Genomic DNA, 17,720 nt, shown 5'->3' with positions numbered 1-17,720 from the left:
CTGTCTCAGTAGCGATCGTTCGTCGCCTAAGGCATCATCCCAGGATGAGCGTCGAATCTCGCGTGCAACTGGCATTGGACATCGACCACTCGCCCGCGGAGCTGATCCGCGACGCAGCGTCAAGACTGCGTCGTTTCGGGCTGAGCGCGCTGGAGACCGGTCCTTGGAACATCGGCGAGGAAGGAAACCCGAACGCCACTCCCACCGCGGCCGACGCAGTAGCTTTCCAATGTCTCGTGTCGCCTGCCGTCGGTGTTGCACTCTCTGAGGTGCTACTCGAGGCTGCCCGCTGCCTCGAACAGTTACCCGAAGATCTTGCGATCGTGATGACCCGAACCGCCACCATGCTGGGAGAGATCAGTAGTCATACAAGCCTGGGCTCGGAGTGGTGGGACTTCGAGACGTCGCAGGACGGCTAGTTCCGACATCGGATGGATCGGCGGGTAACAGTCGATCAACGCAGCCGGCTGACGCCGACAACATCCTCGGCGCGGATCTCGTGGAGGGTTGCCTGGAGGAGATCGCGACCGGACCACTGACAGGGTTCGAAGATCGACAGCCAGGAGGCCTCCACCTCTTCGCGAAGGTACGCGGGCCAGGTATCGACAGGCGCGTGGGTGAGGCCGTGCGCGTCGAGACGCTCAAAGAACTCATCCAACAGGGGTTCGACGCGGCGCCCGTACGCGTCCGATCTCTCACCGGGAAGAGACTCGACGAGCAAGGTCCTGTTGAGCACGCAGTGCCAGTCGCTGAAGTGGGAGACGAGGACGCGATCGCGAGGGACTCGGCACCGGAGCAGCACGTCGTCGCGCGAAAGACCCATCGTCTTCAGGTCGGCCCGCCGACCCTGCGCCCACATCCAGACGATGCCCTCGCCCGTCGTGGGGAGTCGCTGCTCCATCTGGCCAGCCATCCACTCGTAGCCTTCGGCGAGATCGTGATCGTTCGGCCACCGGCCGGGCCGGTGGATGCCAGTCCGAAGGAGGTCCTGAAAGACGGAACGATGCTGCACGGACTGCAGGAGAAGGTCAGGGCCCTCAGGGTCGTGCTTGGTCGACACCCACGCCGGCCTGAAGCGCGCGCGAGGTAGCGGCAACGCGTAGGTCGTCATCCGTTTCACTCTATGGCGAGGATGCGACAGATCCACCGAGCTGTTGGGTGTTTGGTGCCGCCCGGAACGAAACAATCCAGATTGATGCAGAAATTTTTGCAAGCTTCTGTCAGGCGGGGGCTCTTATCCATGAGCCCGGCAAACGTCCGGAGCTGACAACTCACCTCCAAGGACGAAATCATGACTACCAACACCACCTTCCGCACCGTTGCCAAGCTGGCTCTCGCTGGCGCCATCTCAGTCGTCGGCCTGACTGCCACCGGCACCGCGGCGCAGGCTGCCCCCTGCACCGACGGCAAGGTCATCATCGCCAAGCCGGGCGTCACGACGTACGGGACCGAGTGCGACGACAAGATCTCCGGCACGACCGGCAAGGACGTCATCCATGGCATGGGCGGCGACGACGAGATCATGTCGGCCGGCGGCGATGACAGTGTGTACGGCGGCAACGGCCACGACGAGATCTACACCGGCAGTGGCGCCGATCTGGTGCTGGGCGACGCGGGCGACGACTTCATCATGGGCGGCACCGAGAAGGACATCATCAACGGTGGCGCCGGCGATGACATCATGCGCGGCGAAGAGGGTAACGACATTCTCACGAGCTATGCGGGCCCCAACGTGCACGACGGCGACGACGAGCTTCTCGGCGGCGACGGAAATGACACGCTCGGCGGGTACGAGGGCATCGACTATCACCACGGCGGGTCCGGAGACGACACCATGGAGTCGCACGAGGCCCTGCCGGTCCGCGACAACTTCGTCGGCGGTCCGGGCAAGGACACGTTCAAGGTGCAGGACTTCATTGACCACAGCTTCGTCAACCGTGACGACGTGCAGAACGACAACTTCGACTACCCGGTCACCAACAAGAACACCAACGACTGGATCCACTGATCCAGCACCATGCCGTCCGGCCGCACACGATCCAGGGGTGTGCGGCCGGACTGTGTACGGATCAGAGTGCGGCAGCCTGCTGGACGCCGGAGACCACGGCGAGACGGAGCCGCGACTCGTCCTCAGAGCCTGGCTCGGCAGTGAGCACCACGATCTTGAGGTCCGCGTCGCTGTCCGAGAGCACGTCGCAGTCGACCGTGATGGGCCCGACGACGGGGTGGTGGACGATCTTGTGCGCCTCGCGATGAGCGCCGACGGCACCGGCGCCCCACAGCTCGGCGAACCTTGCGCTGCGGGCCAGCAGCTCAGCGACCAGGGCGGCCAGGTGCGGGTCGCTCGGGAACCGTCCGGTGGCCCTCCGCAGGTCGCAGACCACGGCAGCCTCGATCTCGTCCGGGTCGGACGAGACGACAGTCCACTGCGACAGGCCTCGGGGCCCGTCGTCGATCGGGAAGGTGTCCTTCGCGAAGTTGCGCCGCTCCGGCGCCACGCACGACTGGTCGCCGAAGAGCGCGGACCAGCCGCGGTTGGACCAGATGAGCTGCCAGTCGGCGGCGAAGACCGCGGCGGCGCTCTCGTCGAGCCGGTGGAGCACGCGCTGGACGCCTCGCGGGATGTGCCGGGGGACGTGCCCCTTCGAAGGCGCAGCGAGCCCGGCCAGTCGGTAGAGGTGGTCGCGCTCGTCGTCGGTGAGCTGCAGCGTCCGGGCCAGCGCCGCGACGACCTGCGCGGACGGGGTCGTCGAGCGGCCCTGCTCGAGGCGCACGAGATAGTCCACGGACACGCCGGCCAGCTCGGCCACCTCTTCGCGTCGCAGGCCCGGGGAGCGACGCGAATGTCGTGCGGGCAGACCCGCGGCCGCCGGCGACAGACGATCGCGCCAAGCCCGCAAGGTCGTACCGAGAGCGGTCGAGTCAGTGGTCACCTCTCCAGTGTGACGCGGTGGTGGGCGTGCTGGGTGGTACTGCTGCTCCTACCGTCAGGCCGTCCCTGTTGCGGCGGTCGGCGCCGACCCACGATGGACGTATGACCATCACCTTCATCACCGGAGCCAACAAGGGCCTCGGACACGAGACCGCCCGCCGACTCACCGAGCTCGGCCACACCGTCCTGCTGGGAGCACGCAATCACAAGGCCGGCACCGCAGCCGCGGAGCGCCTCGGTGTCCGCTTCGTCCCAATCGACGTCACCGACGAGGCGTCAGTGTCCGCAGCGGCCGCCGATGTCGCCGCCCATGAGGGCGCCATCGACGTGCTGATCAACAACGCCGGCATCTCTGGCCCCATGGGCGAGGCTGAGGCGCTCACCGGCCAGGACGTCCTCGAGGTGCTCGACGTCAACGTGGCCGGTGTCGTACGTACGACAGCCGCGTTCCTCCCACTGCTGCGCAAGTCGGGCGACCCCGTCGTCGTCAATGTCACCAGCGGCATGGGCTCCCTGGAGCTGACCCACGACCCGTCGCGCGCCGAGTCGCAGCTGGTGCTGCCGGCCTACACCGCGTCCAAGGCGGCGCTGACGATGCTGACGACCCAGTACGCCAAGGCACTGCCCGACGTACGGATCAACGCCGTCGACCCCGGCTACACCGCCACGGACTTCAACGGCCACAGCGGCCCGCAGACCGTGACCGAAGGGACCGACGCGATCGTGCAGCTGGCCACCGAGGGTCCAGGCCACGGCTCGGGACGCCTCGTCGACCGCGACGGCGAGATCACCTGGGGCTGACGCCAAGAGCGTGATCCGGGGGTCGCTGGGTACGGTCGAAGCATGAAGGCAATCACCTACACGACATACGGCGACGACCCCGCGATTCTCGAGCTGACCGACGTCGCCGAGCCCAAGATCGGACCCGACTGGGTCAAGGTTCAGGTCAAGGCGACCTCGGTCAACCCGGTCGACTGGAAGCTCGCGACCGGAGGCATGGACGGCATGCTCGACGTCTACCTCCCGGTGACACCCGGGTGGGACGTCGCCGGCGTCGTCGAGGCGGTCGGCCCCTCGGTCACCACGCTCGAGCCCGGCGACGAGGTCTTCGGGTATGTCCGCAAGGACGCCGTGAGCGGCGGCACGTACGCCGAGAAGGTCTCGGCCCCCATCCGTACGGTCGCCAAGAAGCCGAGCAACGCGAGCTTCGCCGAGGCGGCGGCGATCCCGCTCGCCGGCCTCACGGCGTTCCAGTGCCTCGTGCACGCGCTCGATGTCGGCAAGGACGACACGGTCCTGATCCACGGAGCCTCTGGTGGAGTCGGCTCGTTCGCGGTCCAGATCGCGAAGTCCCTCGGCGCCCGGGTGCTGGGCACGGCGTCCGAGGCCAACCACGACTACCTCCGCGAACTCGGCGCCGAGCCGTTCACGTACGGCGAAGGGCTGGTCGAGCGGGTGCGGGAGGCGATCCCCGACGGCGTGACCGCGGTGCTCGACCTCAACGGCGGAGACCTCGAGGTCAGCCCCGACCTGCTGGCGGACTCGTCGAAGGGCCGGCTCGTCTCGATCATCGACCCGGTCGTCAAGGAGATGGGCGGCCAGTACGTCTTCGTCTCGCCTGACGTGGACGACCTCGACGAGCTCGCGGCGATGTTCGACGACGGGACGCTCAAGGTCGAGATCGCCGAGACGTACGCCCTGGCCGATGCTGCCAAGGCGTGGGGGCAGAGCCAGAGCGGTCACACCCGCGGCAAGCTCGTCATCACCATCGACTGACCCAGACAGCAGACCGGGCCGTACGTCACTCGCGTGGCGTACGGCCCGGTCTTGTTCTGTGCGTCAGGCCAGCGGCAGCAGATCGGTCAGCTGCGTGAGCAGCGAGCTGACCGTCGGGTCAGCCGTGACCGTCGCGACCACGCTGTCAGCGGCGTCCGACACGGCGTCGGTCAGCTTCTGCGCCTCCGGTGAGGGAGTCGCCAGCGGATCGAAGATCGTACCGAGGCCGACCGGCAGCGGGTTGTTGTAGACCGCGACGCCGGTGCCGACGAGGAGGTCGACGACCAGGCAGCCCTGGCCGATCGGCGTCTCGCTCGCCGACCAGGTGCCCGTGCCCAGGAAGTCCATCGTGCGCGGCTTCGCCACGTGCATCGGTGAGCTGACGAACGGCTGGATCCACACCGGGTAGCCGTTGGGCTCGTCCGTGGCGGTGTCGACGCCGACCACGGCCGAGGCCGTGTTGACGAGGGCGTTCGATGAGAACTTGCCCGTCACGTGATAGACCGGGCCACCGGCGAGCGCACCGAGCGGTCCCGCCGTCGGGACGCGCGGCAGCAGGTCCGTCTTGGTGACGTTGTAGCCGTTGTCCTCCTTGCGGGTGTAGCGCTTGGGCTCGGTCGTCGAGCTCGCCGAGTTGGCGACGCAGGCACCGCCCGACAGCCGCAGCGAGCTGTAGATGTCGAGCACGATGCCGGCCTGCGCGGTGGCGTCCGAGCTGATCCGGATGCCGCCCTTGCCGCTGGTCCGGTCGAGCTGCAGCCCGTTGAGCAGGCTCAGCGACAGGCGCTGGTCCTGGTTGTCGACCGAGACCTCGGTGGCGAGGATCTTCGCCAGGTCGATGCCCTGCTCGGCCGCAGCTGCGGACAGCTGCTTGAGCAGATCGTCGTACACCGCGTCGTTGGCCGTGCCGACCGACATGAGGGTGCGGCTCGTCCCGTCGATCCTGACCGCGGCGATGAACGCCTTGGTGTCGAGGTCGAAGACCCCCATCAGCACGTCCTTGTCGGCCGCGGTCTCGTGCTTGTTGATCGTCATGAGGCGCGGCACGCAGCCGAGAGCAGGCTCGCAGTCACGCGCCTGGACGGGCAGGCAGGACTCGACGTCGGCGACGCACTCGGCCGGATCGCTCGGCAGCGCGAAGTTGCCATCAGGCAGCGTGTAGAAGCGCTGCTCGTTGTCGTCGTTGCGAGCGTGCACGGCCGACTTCTTGCTGCCGATCGAGAACGTGAACTCCGCCGGGTTGGTGTTGGCGGAGACCCGGCCCTTGCCGAGGATGTCGACGAAGTCGACCTGCCACGGGCGGTACTCGAACGTCTGCGTCGTCACCTCGGGTCCGCTGATGACGCTCTTGCCATCAGGGCCGGGGCGGCCGATCGAGCAGGTCGAGAGCGTACGCACCATGTGCTGCGTGCTTGTGGTGACGGTGTAGATGCCGGCCGGCTTGCCCTTGAGGTCCACGGTGTCGGAGAAGCCGTGGGAGGTGTTGGCGTCGGTGGTCGGGAAGTCGCCGCGATAGTTCGTCGCTGCAGGCGCCGGCTGCGGGTTGAGCGGAGCGCCCTTCGGACTGGCACCCAGGCTCGCCAGGTCGGTGGCGCGGACCGGGCTCCTGGAGGTGAGCACGGTGGACCCGTCCGGTGCGGTGACCGTCAGCGTCGTACGAGGCGAGTTGTTGGTCCCGGTGGGGAGGTCACCGCGGCACACGGTGGCGCCGATGACCGTGGCGAGGTGGGTCTGCGGCGTGAAGGCCTGGGACGAGAACGTGCGGTAGTAGGAGAGTGCGCCCTGGTCGACCTTGAGCGCGACCGAGCTTTCGCGGACGACGGGCGGTGTGCCCGGCTCGGTCGGTGTGACGGACGTGGCGGCGTTTGCGGACGGAGTGATGGCCGTGGCCAGGGCCGCCGTAAGCGCCCCTGCCAGGAGAGCCACTGGGAGGCGGCGGGTCCGGGCGCCGCGGTGGGCGCGGGTGACAGCACGGAGGGACATGGGAGGCTTCCTTCTGCTGAGACAGCGTCCCCCCGGGGACGCAACGCTGTTGGTGTGTGCGTGATCACACGATCAACGACGGTTGGCGTACCCGAGTTATCTGGTGCTTTTGTACTAGTTCCTGTGGGCCAGATGGGCTGTGCACAGGCTCGGGTCCAGACACTCTTTGCTGTCCGGGAGGATCTGTAGGCTGGGACTGGGCACTGATCGATGTCCGATAACGACTGCAATAGCAGCGAAAAATGTTGGCCCGAGTCTTGCGCGACCGGCCGATTTCTGGTTGACTAGAACACATGTTCGAAGTCTCGCCTCCGACCCTCGCGGATGTCGCGCGAGCCCTGGACGCGATCGACCTCAGCACGTACGACCGCATGAGCCCGCGTGAGCAGATCGCCGCGTGTGAGGCTCTGGGTCGCCTCGAGTCACGGGTCAAGGCGCACCAGCTGGTGGCAGCCGCCGCAGCGGATCGGTCCGAGGCGGCATCGACGATCGGTGCCGCCTCGACCGGGGCGATGATCGCAAATGGCTTCGGCGGCGACCCCGGAGCCGCGGCCAGGCTGCTCAAGCAGGCCCGCAAGATCGAGGACTTGTCCGCGACCCGGCAGGCGCTGGCCCGCGGTGAGGTGTCGCTCGCCCAGGCCGAGTTGATCGCCGACAGGGTCAAGGACCTGCCGGGCGATCCGAGCGAGGCGCAGCGCGAGGGATGCGAGACCCAGCTGCTCGATGATGCCAAGAGGCTCAGCCTCAAGGACCTCAGCCGCCGGGCTGACCGCATCACCGAGACGTTCGCGCCCGACCAGGTCGACGCGCACGAGAACGAGACCTTGGCCCAGCGCGAGAAGCGGGCCCGCAAGAGCTCCTACTTCTGGATCGCCGACCGCAAGGACGGCACCTACAAGGGCGAGTTCGTCATCCCGGAGGCGCAGGGCGAGATGCTCAGGAACGCCCTGCAGGCGCTCAACGCGCCACAGGTCAAGCAGGCTGAGGACAATCCGATGCTGGCCGTCCTCGACGACAAGCCAACCTACGGCCAGCAGATGGCCAGCGCGTTCTGCACGCTCATCGAGCACCTGCCGGCTGACAAGCTGCCCGACACCGCGGGTGTCGGCGTGACGGTGACCGTCAACATCGATCTCGCGAGCCTCATCGACGAGCTCAAGGCCGGCACCCTCTCCACCGGCTGCCGCGTCTCGGCGTACGAGGCACGCCGCATGGCGTGCGAGCACGGACTGCTGCCGATGGTCTTCAACGGCAAGCCACTCCCACTGGATTGTGGCCGCGAGCAGCGCCTGTTCAACCGTGCCCAGCGACGCGCCGCCGAGAAGCGCGACCGCGGCTGCACCTTCCCCGGCTGCGACCGGCCACCGTCATGGTGCGTCGGGCATCACGCCCGCAAGCACTGGGCGAGAGGAGGGGCCACCGACCTCGGTGACATCGTCCTGATCTGCGCGCACCACCACCGGGTGATCCACGCGGACGAGGACTGGGAGGTCAGGTTCGCCGGCGACGGCTACCCCGAGTACGTCCCGCCGGCATCGATCGACCCCAGACGAAGGCCGATGCGGAACTCACGATTCCGCGCCGATCTGCCCACGTCAACCGCCGCCTGAGCCCTCGCAGTCAGGGCTCATCCGGCATGCCCCGGGCCGGGTCACACCACCGACGCGGTGTCCTCCACGTGCTCATCGGCCTTGTGCTTGCGCCCGACGATCAGCCCCGCGATCAGCGCGCCCATCGTGCCGAGCAGCTCGTCGCTGAGCGTGTCCTCGTACGCCCCGTCGAGCTCGGTGCCGCGCCGGATGAAGGTGTACCACTCACCAAGCTCCCAGCCGACGGCCAGGATCGCGCCGAGGCCGGTGATCGTGAGGACGAGACCCCACGCCGGACCCGACCAGATGAGGCGCAGCAGCAGCCCGCAGCCCCAGAGCAGCAGCAGCCAGTTGAAGAAGTGGTTGGCGTTGTCCCACCAGTCCACCGAGTCATACAGGTCGACGGTGTTGCCGGAGACGTCGATCAGGAACGGCGTCATGATGAGCGCGAACGCACCCCACGGCAGCTCGTGAGCGGGGGTGCGCTGGCCTTTTGACAGGCTCAAGGTCCGCTCGGCAGGCGTCTTGAGCCGGCCCAGGTCGCGCCACCACCAGACGGCCGGGACGATCAGCATCATCAGGGGATAGGCGAGCAGGCGGTAGCCGAAGCCCTTGCCCTCGAACTGCTCCAGTCCGGCGAACGCGCCGACCAGCAGCTGGATGAACGTGAGCACGAAGATGACAACAGCCGCGTAGAAGCCGCGGGTCCGTGGGATCTGCATGGCGAACACCTTCCCACACGATCTCGCCGTGCAGGCCCGGCTTGGCTCGCCTAGCGTCGAGTCATGAAGAAGCCGAGCTACAGCGCCCTGATCTCCGGCGCCACCGTCGCCTACTCCGTCTTTGCCCTCACCAACCCGCGCCACCTCGGCAAGGCGTTGACGCCGAGCCCGCTCAAGCAGCCCGACTACGACGTCGTCGCCCGTACGTTCGGCGTCCGCGACCTGGTCATCAGCGCGCTCGCCCTTGCGGCGCCCACGGCAGCCACGCGCGAGCACGCCATGTTGGGCCGCGTCGTCTTCGACCTCACGGACTGCGCCCTGTTCACCCGCGAGGCGGCGACCACCGGTGCCAAGGCCAAGGTCATGGCCGCCACCCTCGGCTACGCCGCCCTCAACGCCGCCGCGATCGCCGCCGACCGCAAGCGCTGAGCTCGCCGGACAGCGTCACCTGACCCGCACCTCCCGCACAATCGACTCACACGTCCATGGGAGGGAGCCCGTGATGGGGACGAGTGATGTCAAGATCATGCAGCTGCGCCGCGACGGCGAGTGCGTCTGCGGCGCGTTGGTGCCTCGCGGGACGACGGCCGGCTGGCACCCCGAGCTGCGCATCGTGCTGTGCGCGACGTGCCTGAAGCTCGAGACGCCGCCCACGCCGATCGAGGTCGGCACGCCTGGCGGTTCACTGCAGCGTGAGTACGAGCGACGCAGGGCAGCGCGGGAGAAGCGGACGCGTGAACGCCATCCGCACATCGGAGGCCTGCTGCTCAGGCTGGCTGGCCCGGTCCGTACGACGGAAGCTTTCGCCGTCGGAGCGCGCGGAGAGCGCGAAGCCGCCGAGAAGCTGCAGCGCGAGGTCGGCGACACGGTCCTGTTCCTGTTCAACCGCAAGCGCGGCACCGGCAGGACGAGTGGCGACATCGACATCATCGCGATCGCGCCGTCCGGGGTCTGGATCATCGACCCCAAGAAGTACGTCGGCAAGAAGGTGCGGGCCAACCGCGCCGGCACGATGTTCGTCATCGGCGGAACCCGCAGGCCGCAGCTGTCGGAGAGCATGCGGCGCCAGATCGAGGTGGTCACCGCCGGCGTCCGCAGCGGGCCGGCGCCGACCGCGCCCGTGCGAGCGGCGTACTGCTTCATCGGTGCCGACCTGCCTTGGTCGAGCCTGACCGTGGACGGCGTGGCGGCACTGACGATGCGCGGAACGGTCAAGGCGCTGCGCGAACCGGGACCGCTCGGCGCCGACGAGCGCGCACGACTCCATGCCGACCTGAGCCACCGATTTCCGCCGGCATGACGGACAGCGAGGTGACCGACTGTCCGTGAGGGCCCTATCCTGACCCGATGCTCCACATCCGCCTCGGCGAGCTCCGGCAGGTCGACCCGATGAGCGACGATCTCGGTCGCAGCTTCGTCGGCTACCGCGCTGGAATGACTGACGCCCAGGTGTACGAGGCGAACCGCGGTTGCTGGCGGCTGGGGGCGCGTGCGCAGGACGAGCGATACGCGATCTTCAGCTTCGACGGCATCGTCCGCCAGGCCCTGGAGATCTCGAGCGTCGAGGCCGCACCGAAGCGGTCGATGCGCAGCGTCGTCTACGGTCGCGTGCTGGGCCCGGGCCACCACGTGCACGACACGTACGTCGGCCGGCCCGCGCCGGAGTCGCGCGGCCGCAACCCCATCTCGTACGTCCCGGACACCCCCGTGCCGGTCGGGCACGAGACGTTCCACGTCGGCACGCACGGCGCCGGCTTCGGTGACCCGGTGTCCAACCGCGAGGTGGAGCTTGTCGCGATGAGCTACGCCAGCGGTGTGTACGCCGTCGACGGCTGGATCGTCGAGGACGTCAGCGCGCTCAACCTCGGCTGGGACATCACCGCCACCAAGGGTCCGGCCGTGCGGCACATCGAGGTCAAGGGTGTCGCCGGCCCCAACCCCAAGGTCCTCGTCACCCGCAACGAGTTGCGTGCCGCGGGGCATGACCTGGACTGGCTGCTCGTCGTCGTCACCGACGCGCTGACCGGGCCGCGGCTGCACGAGTACGGCCCGGCGCAGATCCGCCGGCTCGCCGTCCCGCTCGCGTACGAAGTGGACCTCCGCGGCGCCTGAGCCGCCACCGCACACCAGCCCTGTCCGCGGGGCCGACTTGTCATGCCCGGACGCATTCCCTTAGTGTGAATGAAAATCATTCCCAATAAGGAAAGCGACTCCCATGCGACTGGTACGACGATCCCGGGTGGCCCTTGCGGTCATCATCACCTCGATCGCCCTCGGCACCGCGGCCTGCGGCGGCAGCAGCAGCAACGACAGTGACGCCGCCAACGTCTCGTCCGACAACGAGCCGGCCGGCCAGCTCTCCGGCCCGCGAATCGTGGTGACGTACGACGGGGGAGTCCGGGTGCTCGAGCGCGACACCCTCAAGACGGTCGCCGACTTCCCGATGGACGGGTTTCTGCGGGTCAACAAGGCCGGCGACGAGCGGCACGTCTTCGTGTCGACCGAGACCAAGGGCTTCCAGCTGCTCGACACCGGGGTCGAGGTCGAGTCGCACGGCGACCACGCGCACTACCTGCCCGACGGCAAGCCCGAGCTCGGCAAGACCTTCGAGGCGCCGGAGCCCGGTCACGTGACGGTGCACGACGGCAAGACCGTGCTGTGGAGCGACGGCGCCGGCACCGCGCAGGTGCTCGACACCGAGGATCCGACCGAGGTCGAGGAGACCTACAAGGCGCCGAGCCCGCACCACGGCGTCGCGGTGCAACTCGAGGACGGCCTCCTCGTCACCGAGGGCACGACCGACAAGCGCACGGGCGCCAAGGTCGTCGACGACGGCAGGACCATCGCCAGCAGCAACCAGTGCCCAGGCGTGCACGGCGAGGCCACGGCCGGCAACGGCGCAGCGGTCATCGGCTGCGAGAACGGCGTGCTCGTCTTCGACCAGGGCGAGTTCACCAAGATCGACAGCCCCGACTCGTACGGGCGCATCGGCAACCAGGCGGGCTCGCCGTCGTCGCCGATCGTGCTGGGCGACTACAAGGTCGACAAGGACGCCGAGCTCGAGCGTCCTGAGCGCATCACGCTGATCGACACCGAGACCAAGAAGCTGAAGACGGTCGACCTCGGCACGAGCTACTCGTTCCGCTCGTTGGGCCGAGGCGCCGCCGGCGAGGCCATCATCCTCGGCACCGACGGAGCGCTCCACGTGCTCGACGCCAAGAACGGCAGCACGCTCTCGACGATCAAGGTCGTGAAGCCGTGGATGGAGCCGGTCGACTGGAAGCAGCCGCGCCCGACGCTGCACGTCAGCGGCGACACCGCCTGGGTCACCGAGCCGGCGACCTCGACGGTGCACGTGGTCAACATCCCGTCAGGCAAGGTCACCGACAGCGTCAAGCTCGACGTGATGCCCGACGAGCTCATCTCCGGCTGAACGACCGGTGGCCGGGGGAGACCTCGGCCACCGGGCTCAGGCCACGTCCATGCCGAGGGTCCGCAACCTCGTACGGATGTCGTCGAGCAGGCGGGTGGGGAACTCGGCGGTACGCCGGCAGCGCTCGACCAGGTAGACGATCTTGTTGAGCCGCGGTCCCGGCTCCAGGTCCCGCGACGCCAGTGCGGGCCGCAGCACGTTGCGGTCGAAGGCGCCGTCGCTGTGCACCTCGACGCCACGCCACAGCGCGAACGCCTGCTTGAGGTCGCCGTGCGCGACGACCCCGTGCTCCGGCGACAGCGCCACCGCGATCGCAGCGACCAGCCACGCGTCGTCGTGCTGCAGGGACTCGACGCCCAGCTGCACGGTGCCCGAGCCGTCCAGCTGCGCCCGCGGTGCGTCGAACTCGATGACCGCACTGAAGGTCAGGCCGGGCCAGCGCAGCCCGATGCGCGTGCCGCTGTCCGTCACGGAGATCTTCTGGCCCGGCGCGGGCGTGGTGGCCTCGCCCGAGGGCGAGACGAGCTCGACGATCGCGCCGTTGGCCCGCTGCCCGCGGTGCACGACGGGCTGGCCGGGGGTCGCGGTGATCACCAGCGCGGGGTCGCTGACGTGGGGCAGGCGCACGAACACGTACGCCGACCCGTCGATGCGCTCGGCCACGAGGTGCTGCTGCTCCGGCAGGTTCATCCGCCGTGCGAGCACGAAGGCCGAGCCCGGCTCCAGGTCCGCCTCACCCGCGTACTGCTCGCCGGCTGACCAGGCGATGTGCAGCACCCGTGCTCCTTCGTGGAACGTGTTCCGCCGCGGCTCGACTGCGGCGGCGCATGACCCTCACGATGATGCCATGACCGGCACTCTCTCAGCTCTCGCCTCCAACCTGCTGATCGTCGTCCTGTTCGTGGCCGTCGTGTGGGGTGGCCTGCGCATCGCGCAGAGCATCTTCGGCGTCAGCTCCAAGAAGGCCGCGGCGTCCGAGGTCGCGGCGAAGCTCGTGGCGTACCCCACCGGCTCGTCCGCAGTGCTGCGCCGCCGGTTCGTCCGCGCCCTGACCGGCCAGCACGTCGTGATGCCGAGCGGCGAGCGGCTCGCCTTCGCCGAGCTGACCGTGCGGGTGGCGCCGGAGGACCTCGAACGGCTCGACCCCGAGGGCGACCTCGATCGCTTGGGCGAGGATGGCGCCAAGCTCTACCTCGCGCACGCCGAGCGCGCCGGCTGGGCCGTGCCGGACGAGGTGAGGGTGATCGTCGAGGTCGACCCTGGGCTGCGGTCCGGCTGGGTGCCGCCGGCCCGAGGCAGTGGCCGGGCCGACCCTGCCCGACGCGAGCCGGAGCGTACGCCGATGGGCTGGGACGTCGTGGGTGAGGACGTGATGATGCCGAAAGCACCGGCCGCCGACCCGGCGAGGACGATGAGCTTCCCGGCGCTCGTGCCGGACCTCGAGGACAGCGCACCGACGATGAACGTGGCGGCGGGCCTGCGCTTGGAGCGCGGCGGGCGGTCGGCGCCGGTCCCGATGGAGGGCGCCGTGCTGGGTCGGCTGCCCGAGAGCCCGCTGCGCTTCGAGGAGCCGCAGGTGTCCTACCGGCACGCCGCGATCCGCCTGAACGGCACGACGTGGGAGGTCAAGGACCTCGGCAGCACCAACGGCACGACGGTCGACGGTCAGCGCATCGACGACTGGACCCCCGTGCGTACGGGCTCGGTCGTCGGCCTGGCCGGGGTCGACATCGTGGCCGCGACCGACACGGCCGGGACCGTGCATCTGCAGGGCCTCACCAGTCACTAGGGACAATGGACCTGACCGACGTACGTTCATGGTGAGCGTCTCGCCCTACTGGAGCAGGAGGACCAGCCCGATGCCGGATCCTCTCGCCAGTGCGCCGACTCCGCAGGGCACCGTGCCGGTGGGGCAGCGATTCGAGCTCCTCGGCCGCATTGGCGCGGGCAACCACGGCGTGGTGTTCCGCGCGCGCGACGGCCAGCTGCAGCGCGAGGTGGCGATCAAGCGGTTCTCGCACTTCCTCGCCGACGACCCGCGCGCGATGCGCCGGATCACGCGCGAGGTCGCGACCCTGGCACGGGTGTCGCACCCCAACGTCGTGACGGTGCACGACCTCGTGCACATGCCGGACGGGGACGGCGAGATCACCCCGCACCTGGTCATGGAGCTCGTCGAGGGCACGTCGCTGCGTGACCTGCTCGCGACCCGCGGCCCCAGCATGCGGTCGGTCGTCGCGGTGCGGGGCGTGCTCGAGGGGCTCGCGGCCTGCCACCACGCCGGCATCCTGCACCTCGACATCAAGCCCGCCAACGTGTTGGTCACACCCCGCGGGGGCATCAGGATCGTCGACTTCGGCATCGCCCGCGCCGCCTCCGACACCACCGCGACGGTCGCCGGCACCCCGCACTACATGGCGCCGGAGCAGTTCGACGGCCGGGCCGACGAGCGCAGCGACATCTACTCCGTCGGCTGCCTGCTGTACGAGTGCCTGACCGGTGCGCCGCCGTTCGAGGGCACGATGGCCGCGCAGGTGATGGCCCACCGCAACAAGCCACGCCCCGACCCCCGCGAGCTCGCCCCGGACGTGACCCCGGCACTGGCTGCCGTGGTGCAGCGCGCGATGGCGATCGACCCGTCAGCGCGCTACCAGAGCGTCGGCGAGATGCTGTCGGCCCTGGCGACGGTGGAGCTGGGGGCCCTCTCGACAGCCTCGAGGAGCGAGCCCTCGGTCCCTCACCCGGTCGAGAGGACGGCCGGCCCGCGCGTCACCCGGGTCGACCGCCTCCAGGCGTACGCGGTGGGGTTCGCGCTGAGCGCGTTCATCGTGGCCCTGCTGCCGGGGCTCGTCTGGTCCACCACGCTCTTCGTGCCCGAGGCGCAACGGCCACCGGCGATGCGCGACCCGAACGCGACGGCGTGGTGGCTGCTGGCCGTCGCGATCGCCGGGGTGTTCCTGCTGATGCGCCGCCAGGTGTTCCTCGCGTCGATCGGTGGACCGGCTGTGGGTCAGCCGCAGCCACCGCGGGTGGTTGACCCGATGATGCGGTCGGGCCTTCGGCTCGCCGCCTCCGCCGCCTTGCGTGGCTCGCTGCCGATGCTGTTCCCCTGGTACGTCCTGCTGGTGTCCGGCTTTGCCGAGGCCGGCGGTGTGCCCTGGCCGGACAACCTCTTCGACTCCACCTGGGGCCTGGCCTGGGTGCTCATGCCCGCGGCCGTGGTGGTGCTGGTCATGCGGGGCGTCACCCGCCTCCGGCTTCGCTTCGGATCGCTGCTGATGGCGATGATGCACCTCGGCGGCGCCGGGCTGGCGGCGGTCCTGTTCGTCGCCTACCCGTTCGCGATCTGACCCGCTCGGCGCTTGACCGACCGTCCACGGGGTACACCCTTCGTGCGGCGCACCCGTCGCACATCAGCAACACGAAGCGAGGATTCCCATGGAGATCATCGGTCTGATCGTCGCAGGCGCCATCATCGGCCTGCTCGGCAAGCTCGTCGCTCCGGGCGACAAGGACAACATCCCGATCTGGCTCACGATTCTGTGTGGCATCGGTGGTGTTCTCATCGGTTACGCCATCTACTCCGCGTTCGGCGGCGACGGCAGCTCCGGCGTCGACTGGGTCCGCTGGGCAGTCGCCATCGCGACCGCAGCCGTCCTGGTCGTCATCGCCTCGACCGTGACCGGACGCAGCAACAACCGGACGCGCATCTAACCAGCGATGCGTGTGAAGGACCCCGGCCACACGGCCGGGGTCCTTCCTCGTTCGGCGCGGTTGCACGCAGACCCGCTGGGTACGCCTCGGCCATGAGCAAGCTGATGGCAACGGCGGTGTTCGCGTCGGGGTACGTCCTGGGGGCCAGGGCCGGACGGGAGCGGTACGAGGAGATCCGGCGCGCGTACGTGAAGGTCGCCGGGCACCCGAAGGTCAGGGAGACGGTGGACCGGCTGGAGGACCAGGCGCTCAATCGCTACAACGACAACCCACCGCGCACCTAGACTGGGCAGGTCGCCGACGGGGGAGTCCATGGTCAAGATCATCAGCATCATCGTGTCGCTGCTGGCCACCGTCACGGCTTCCGCGCAGGCCGACATCGTCACCGACGACGGCGCGTATGCCAACCAGACGCCGTACGGCGACCCCGAGTCGACGTCGGTCAAGGCCCCGCCGCCGGGCTACGAGCTGATGTTCCTCCAGACGGTGGCGCGCCACGGCTCGCGCAGCCAGACCAGCAACGACGGCGAGCAGCGGGCCATCGCCGTGTGGCGCGTCGCCGCCAAGCGCGGGCAGCTGACGACCGCCGGCAAGCTCTTCGACGACGACCTCACGGCGTTCCAGGCCGCAGAGAGCAAGGTCGGGTACGGCCGGCTCAGCACCATGGGTCGTCAGGAGTGGGTCGGCATCGGCCGCCGCACGGCCGCCAACTATCGCGAGTTCCTCGACCGGTCCGCGGCGAACGGGGACGACATCACGTTCCGGACCACCAGCGTCTACCGCACCCAGCAGAGCGCGTCGTCACTGCGCGCCGGGCTCAAGGCTGCCGTCCCGACGCTCGACCTCAAGGACCGCACGACCGACGACCGGATGCTGATCGTCAACGGCGCCTCGACGAGGGGCAACGCGGCGATCGCGAGTGTCGAGCGACGCTCCGACGTCCGCGCGGCGGCCCGGCACGTGCTGCGCCGGCTCTACTCCGCGGCGTTCGTCGACGGGCTGGCCAACCCGGTCGCCAAGGCGCTCGACATCTACGCCCTGTATGCCATCTCGGCGGGCATGCGCGGCGACACCCCGGTGACGTTCCAGCGCTACGTGCCCCTCGCCGATGCGCGTGTCCTGGGATATGCCAAGGACGCCCACAACTTCTACCGCTACGGTCCCGGCGTCAAGGGCGAGACCAGCTCGTTCCGCCAGATCCGCCCGATCGTCCAGGACTTCTTCACCCAGCTCGACAAGCGCATCGCCGGCGGGGACACCGCGGCGGTTTTCCGCCTCGCCCACGGCGAGACCACGATGCCGTTCGCGGCCCAGACCCGCATGCCGCGCAGCGCGACGCAGGCGGCGGCCGGCACCCCGTACTCGTACGGCAACAACCCGTGGCGCGGCTACGTCGCGGGCCGCATGGCCGGCAACATCGAGTGGGCGGCCTATCGCAACAGCGCTGGCGCCGTGCTCGTCACGATCCGCTACAACGAGCAGCCCATCCGCATGAACAGCTCGTGCACCCCGTCAGCCCTGGGCACGTACTTCTACCGCATCACCGCGCTCAAGCGCTGCATGCTCTGAGC

General features: G+C 69.0%; 19 protein-coding genes. 14 read left to right on the top strand and 5 right to left on the bottom strand.

The window, feature by feature from the left end; genetic code table 11:
* Positions 1-44: 44 nt before the first annotated feature.
* A complete protein-coding gene (locus AB0N22_RS06165; RefSeq protein ID WP_364637205.1) occupies positions 45-419 on the top strand; it encodes a hypothetical protein in 375 nt (124 codons plus the stop codon).
* Positions 420-454: 35 nt separating this feature from the next.
* Here AB0N22_RS06165 and AB0N22_RS06160 read toward each other — a convergent pair whose 3' ends face one another.
* On the bottom strand, positions 455-1,111 hold the full coding sequence (locus tag AB0N22_RS06160) for a DUF3841 domain-containing protein (protein WP_364637203.1): 657 nt from the start codon (positions 1,109-1,111) through the stop codon (positions 455-457).
* A gap of 180 nt (positions 1,112-1,291) precedes the next feature.
* Between AB0N22_RS06160 and AB0N22_RS06155 the strand changes: the two genes are divergently transcribed.
* A complete protein-coding gene (locus AB0N22_RS06155) occupies positions 1,292-2,008 on the top strand; it encodes a hypothetical protein (protein WP_364637201.1) in 717 nt (238 codons plus the stop codon).
* Positions 2,009-2,069: 61 nt separating this feature from the next.
* On the opposite strand, the gene AB0N22_RS06150 is transcribed toward AB0N22_RS06155, so the two are convergent.
* The gene (locus AB0N22_RS06150) at positions 2,070-2,933 is read right to left on the bottom strand and encodes a helix-turn-helix transcriptional regulator (RefSeq protein WP_364637199.1); all 864 of its coding nucleotides are present in this window, start codon (positions 2,931-2,933) and stop codon (positions 2,070-2,072) included.
* Positions 2,934-3,034: 101 nt separating this feature from the next.
* On the opposite strand from AB0N22_RS06150, the gene AB0N22_RS06145 reads away from it, so the two are divergent.
* Positions 3,035-3,733, top strand: coding sequence for an SDR family NAD(P)-dependent oxidoreductase (locus tag AB0N22_RS06145; protein ID WP_364637197.1), 699 nt, complete (start codon positions 3,035-3,037; stop codon positions 3,731-3,733).
* A 42-nt stretch (positions 3,734-3,775) separates the two neighbouring features.
* A complete protein-coding gene (locus AB0N22_RS06140) occupies positions 3,776-4,708 on the top strand; it encodes an NADP-dependent oxidoreductase (protein WP_364637195.1) in 933 nt (310 codons plus the stop codon).
* A gap of 63 nt (positions 4,709-4,771) precedes the next feature.
* Here the strand turns inward: AB0N22_RS06140 and AB0N22_RS06135 are convergent, their stop codons facing one another.
* Positions 4,772-6,691, bottom strand: a complete 1,920-nt coding sequence (locus tag AB0N22_RS06135; RefSeq protein ID WP_364637193.1) for a hypothetical protein — start codon at positions 6,689-6,691, stop codon at positions 4,772-4,774.
* 293 nt (positions 6,692-6,984) lie between these two features.
* Here AB0N22_RS06135 and AB0N22_RS06130 point away from each other — a divergent pair, with 293 nt between their 5' ends.
* Complete coding sequence (locus tag AB0N22_RS06130) at positions 6,985-8,301, top strand: DUF222 domain-containing protein (protein ID WP_364637191.1); 1,317 nt, start codon at positions 6,985-6,987, stop codon at positions 8,299-8,301.
* 41 nt (positions 8,302-8,342) lie between these two features.
* Here AB0N22_RS06130 and AB0N22_RS06125 read toward each other — a convergent pair whose 3' ends face one another.
* Complete coding sequence (locus tag AB0N22_RS06125; protein WP_364637189.1) at positions 8,343-9,002, bottom strand: hypothetical protein; 660 nt, start codon at positions 9,000-9,002, stop codon at positions 8,343-8,345.
* A 63-nt stretch (positions 9,003-9,065) separates the two neighbouring features.
* Between AB0N22_RS06125 and AB0N22_RS06120 the strand changes: the two genes are divergently transcribed.
* From AB0N22_RS06120 to aztD, 4 genes are all read left to right on the top strand, one after another.
* A complete protein-coding gene (locus tag AB0N22_RS06120) occupies positions 9,066-9,431 on the top strand; it encodes a hypothetical protein (RefSeq protein ID WP_364637187.1) in 366 nt (121 codons plus the stop codon).
* Between the two features lie 73 nt (positions 9,432-9,504).
* Positions 9,505-10,302 (top strand): nuclease-related domain-containing protein, encoded by a 798-nt coding sequence (locus AB0N22_RS06115; protein WP_364637185.1) that lies wholly within the window; start codon positions 9,505-9,507, stop codon positions 10,300-10,302.
* 47 nt (positions 10,303-10,349) lie between these two features.
* Positions 10,350-11,114 (top strand): DUF3883 domain-containing protein, encoded by a 765-nt coding sequence (locus AB0N22_RS06110; RefSeq protein ID WP_364637183.1) that lies wholly within the window; start codon positions 10,350-10,352, stop codon positions 11,112-11,114.
* A 127-nt stretch (positions 11,115-11,241) separates the two neighbouring features.
* Positions 11,242-12,435: a zinc metallochaperone AztD gene (aztD, locus tag AB0N22_RS06105; protein ID WP_364637181.1), complete on the top strand. Its 1,194-nt coding sequence runs from the start codon at positions 11,242-11,244 to the stop codon at positions 12,433-12,435.
* Between the two features lie 36 nt (positions 12,436-12,471).
* Here the strand turns inward: aztD and AB0N22_RS06100 are convergent, their stop codons facing one another.
* On the bottom strand, positions 12,472-13,212 hold the full coding sequence (locus AB0N22_RS06100; RefSeq protein ID WP_364637179.1) for a hypothetical protein: 741 nt from the start codon (positions 13,210-13,212) through the stop codon (positions 12,472-12,474).
* A 70-nt stretch (positions 13,213-13,282) separates the two neighbouring features.
* Here AB0N22_RS06100 and AB0N22_RS06095 point away from each other — a divergent pair, with 70 nt between their 5' ends.
* The 5 genes from AB0N22_RS06095 (at position 13,283) to AB0N22_RS06075 (ending at position 17,718) form a co-directional block, all read left to right on the top strand.
* Positions 13,283-14,224: an FhaA domain-containing protein gene (locus AB0N22_RS06095; protein ID WP_364637177.1), complete on the top strand. Its 942-nt coding sequence runs from the start codon at positions 13,283-13,285 to the stop codon at positions 14,222-14,224.
* 70 nt (positions 14,225-14,294) lie between these two features.
* Positions 14,295-15,785, top strand: coding sequence for a serine/threonine-protein kinase (locus tag AB0N22_RS06090; protein ID WP_364637175.1), 1,491 nt, complete (start codon positions 14,295-14,297; stop codon positions 15,783-15,785).
* 88 nt (positions 15,786-15,873) lie between these two features.
* Positions 15,874-16,149, top strand: coding sequence for a GlsB/YeaQ/YmgE family stress response membrane protein (locus AB0N22_RS06085; protein WP_364637173.1), 276 nt, complete (start codon positions 15,874-15,876; stop codon positions 16,147-16,149).
* Positions 16,150-16,241: 92 nt separating this feature from the next.
* Positions 16,242-16,433, top strand: a complete 192-nt coding sequence (locus AB0N22_RS06080) for a hypothetical protein (protein ID WP_364637171.1) — start codon at positions 16,242-16,244, stop codon at positions 16,431-16,433.
* A 28-nt stretch (positions 16,434-16,461) separates the two neighbouring features.
* On the top strand, positions 16,462-17,718 hold the full coding sequence (locus AB0N22_RS06075) for a histidine-type phosphatase (RefSeq protein ID WP_364637169.1): 1,257 nt from the start codon (positions 16,462-16,464) through the stop codon (positions 17,716-17,718).
* The last annotated feature ends 2 nt before the right edge of the window (positions 17,719-17,720 follow it).

The sequence above is a fragment of the Aeromicrobium sp. NPDC092404 genome, from assembly GCF_040684095.1.
Taxonomy (GTDB): Bacteria; Actinomycetota; Actinomycetes; order Propionibacteriales; family Nocardioidaceae; genus Aeromicrobium.
Note: the sequence above shows the minus strand (reverse complement) of the source record. Positions and strands in the feature narration are given on the sequence as shown.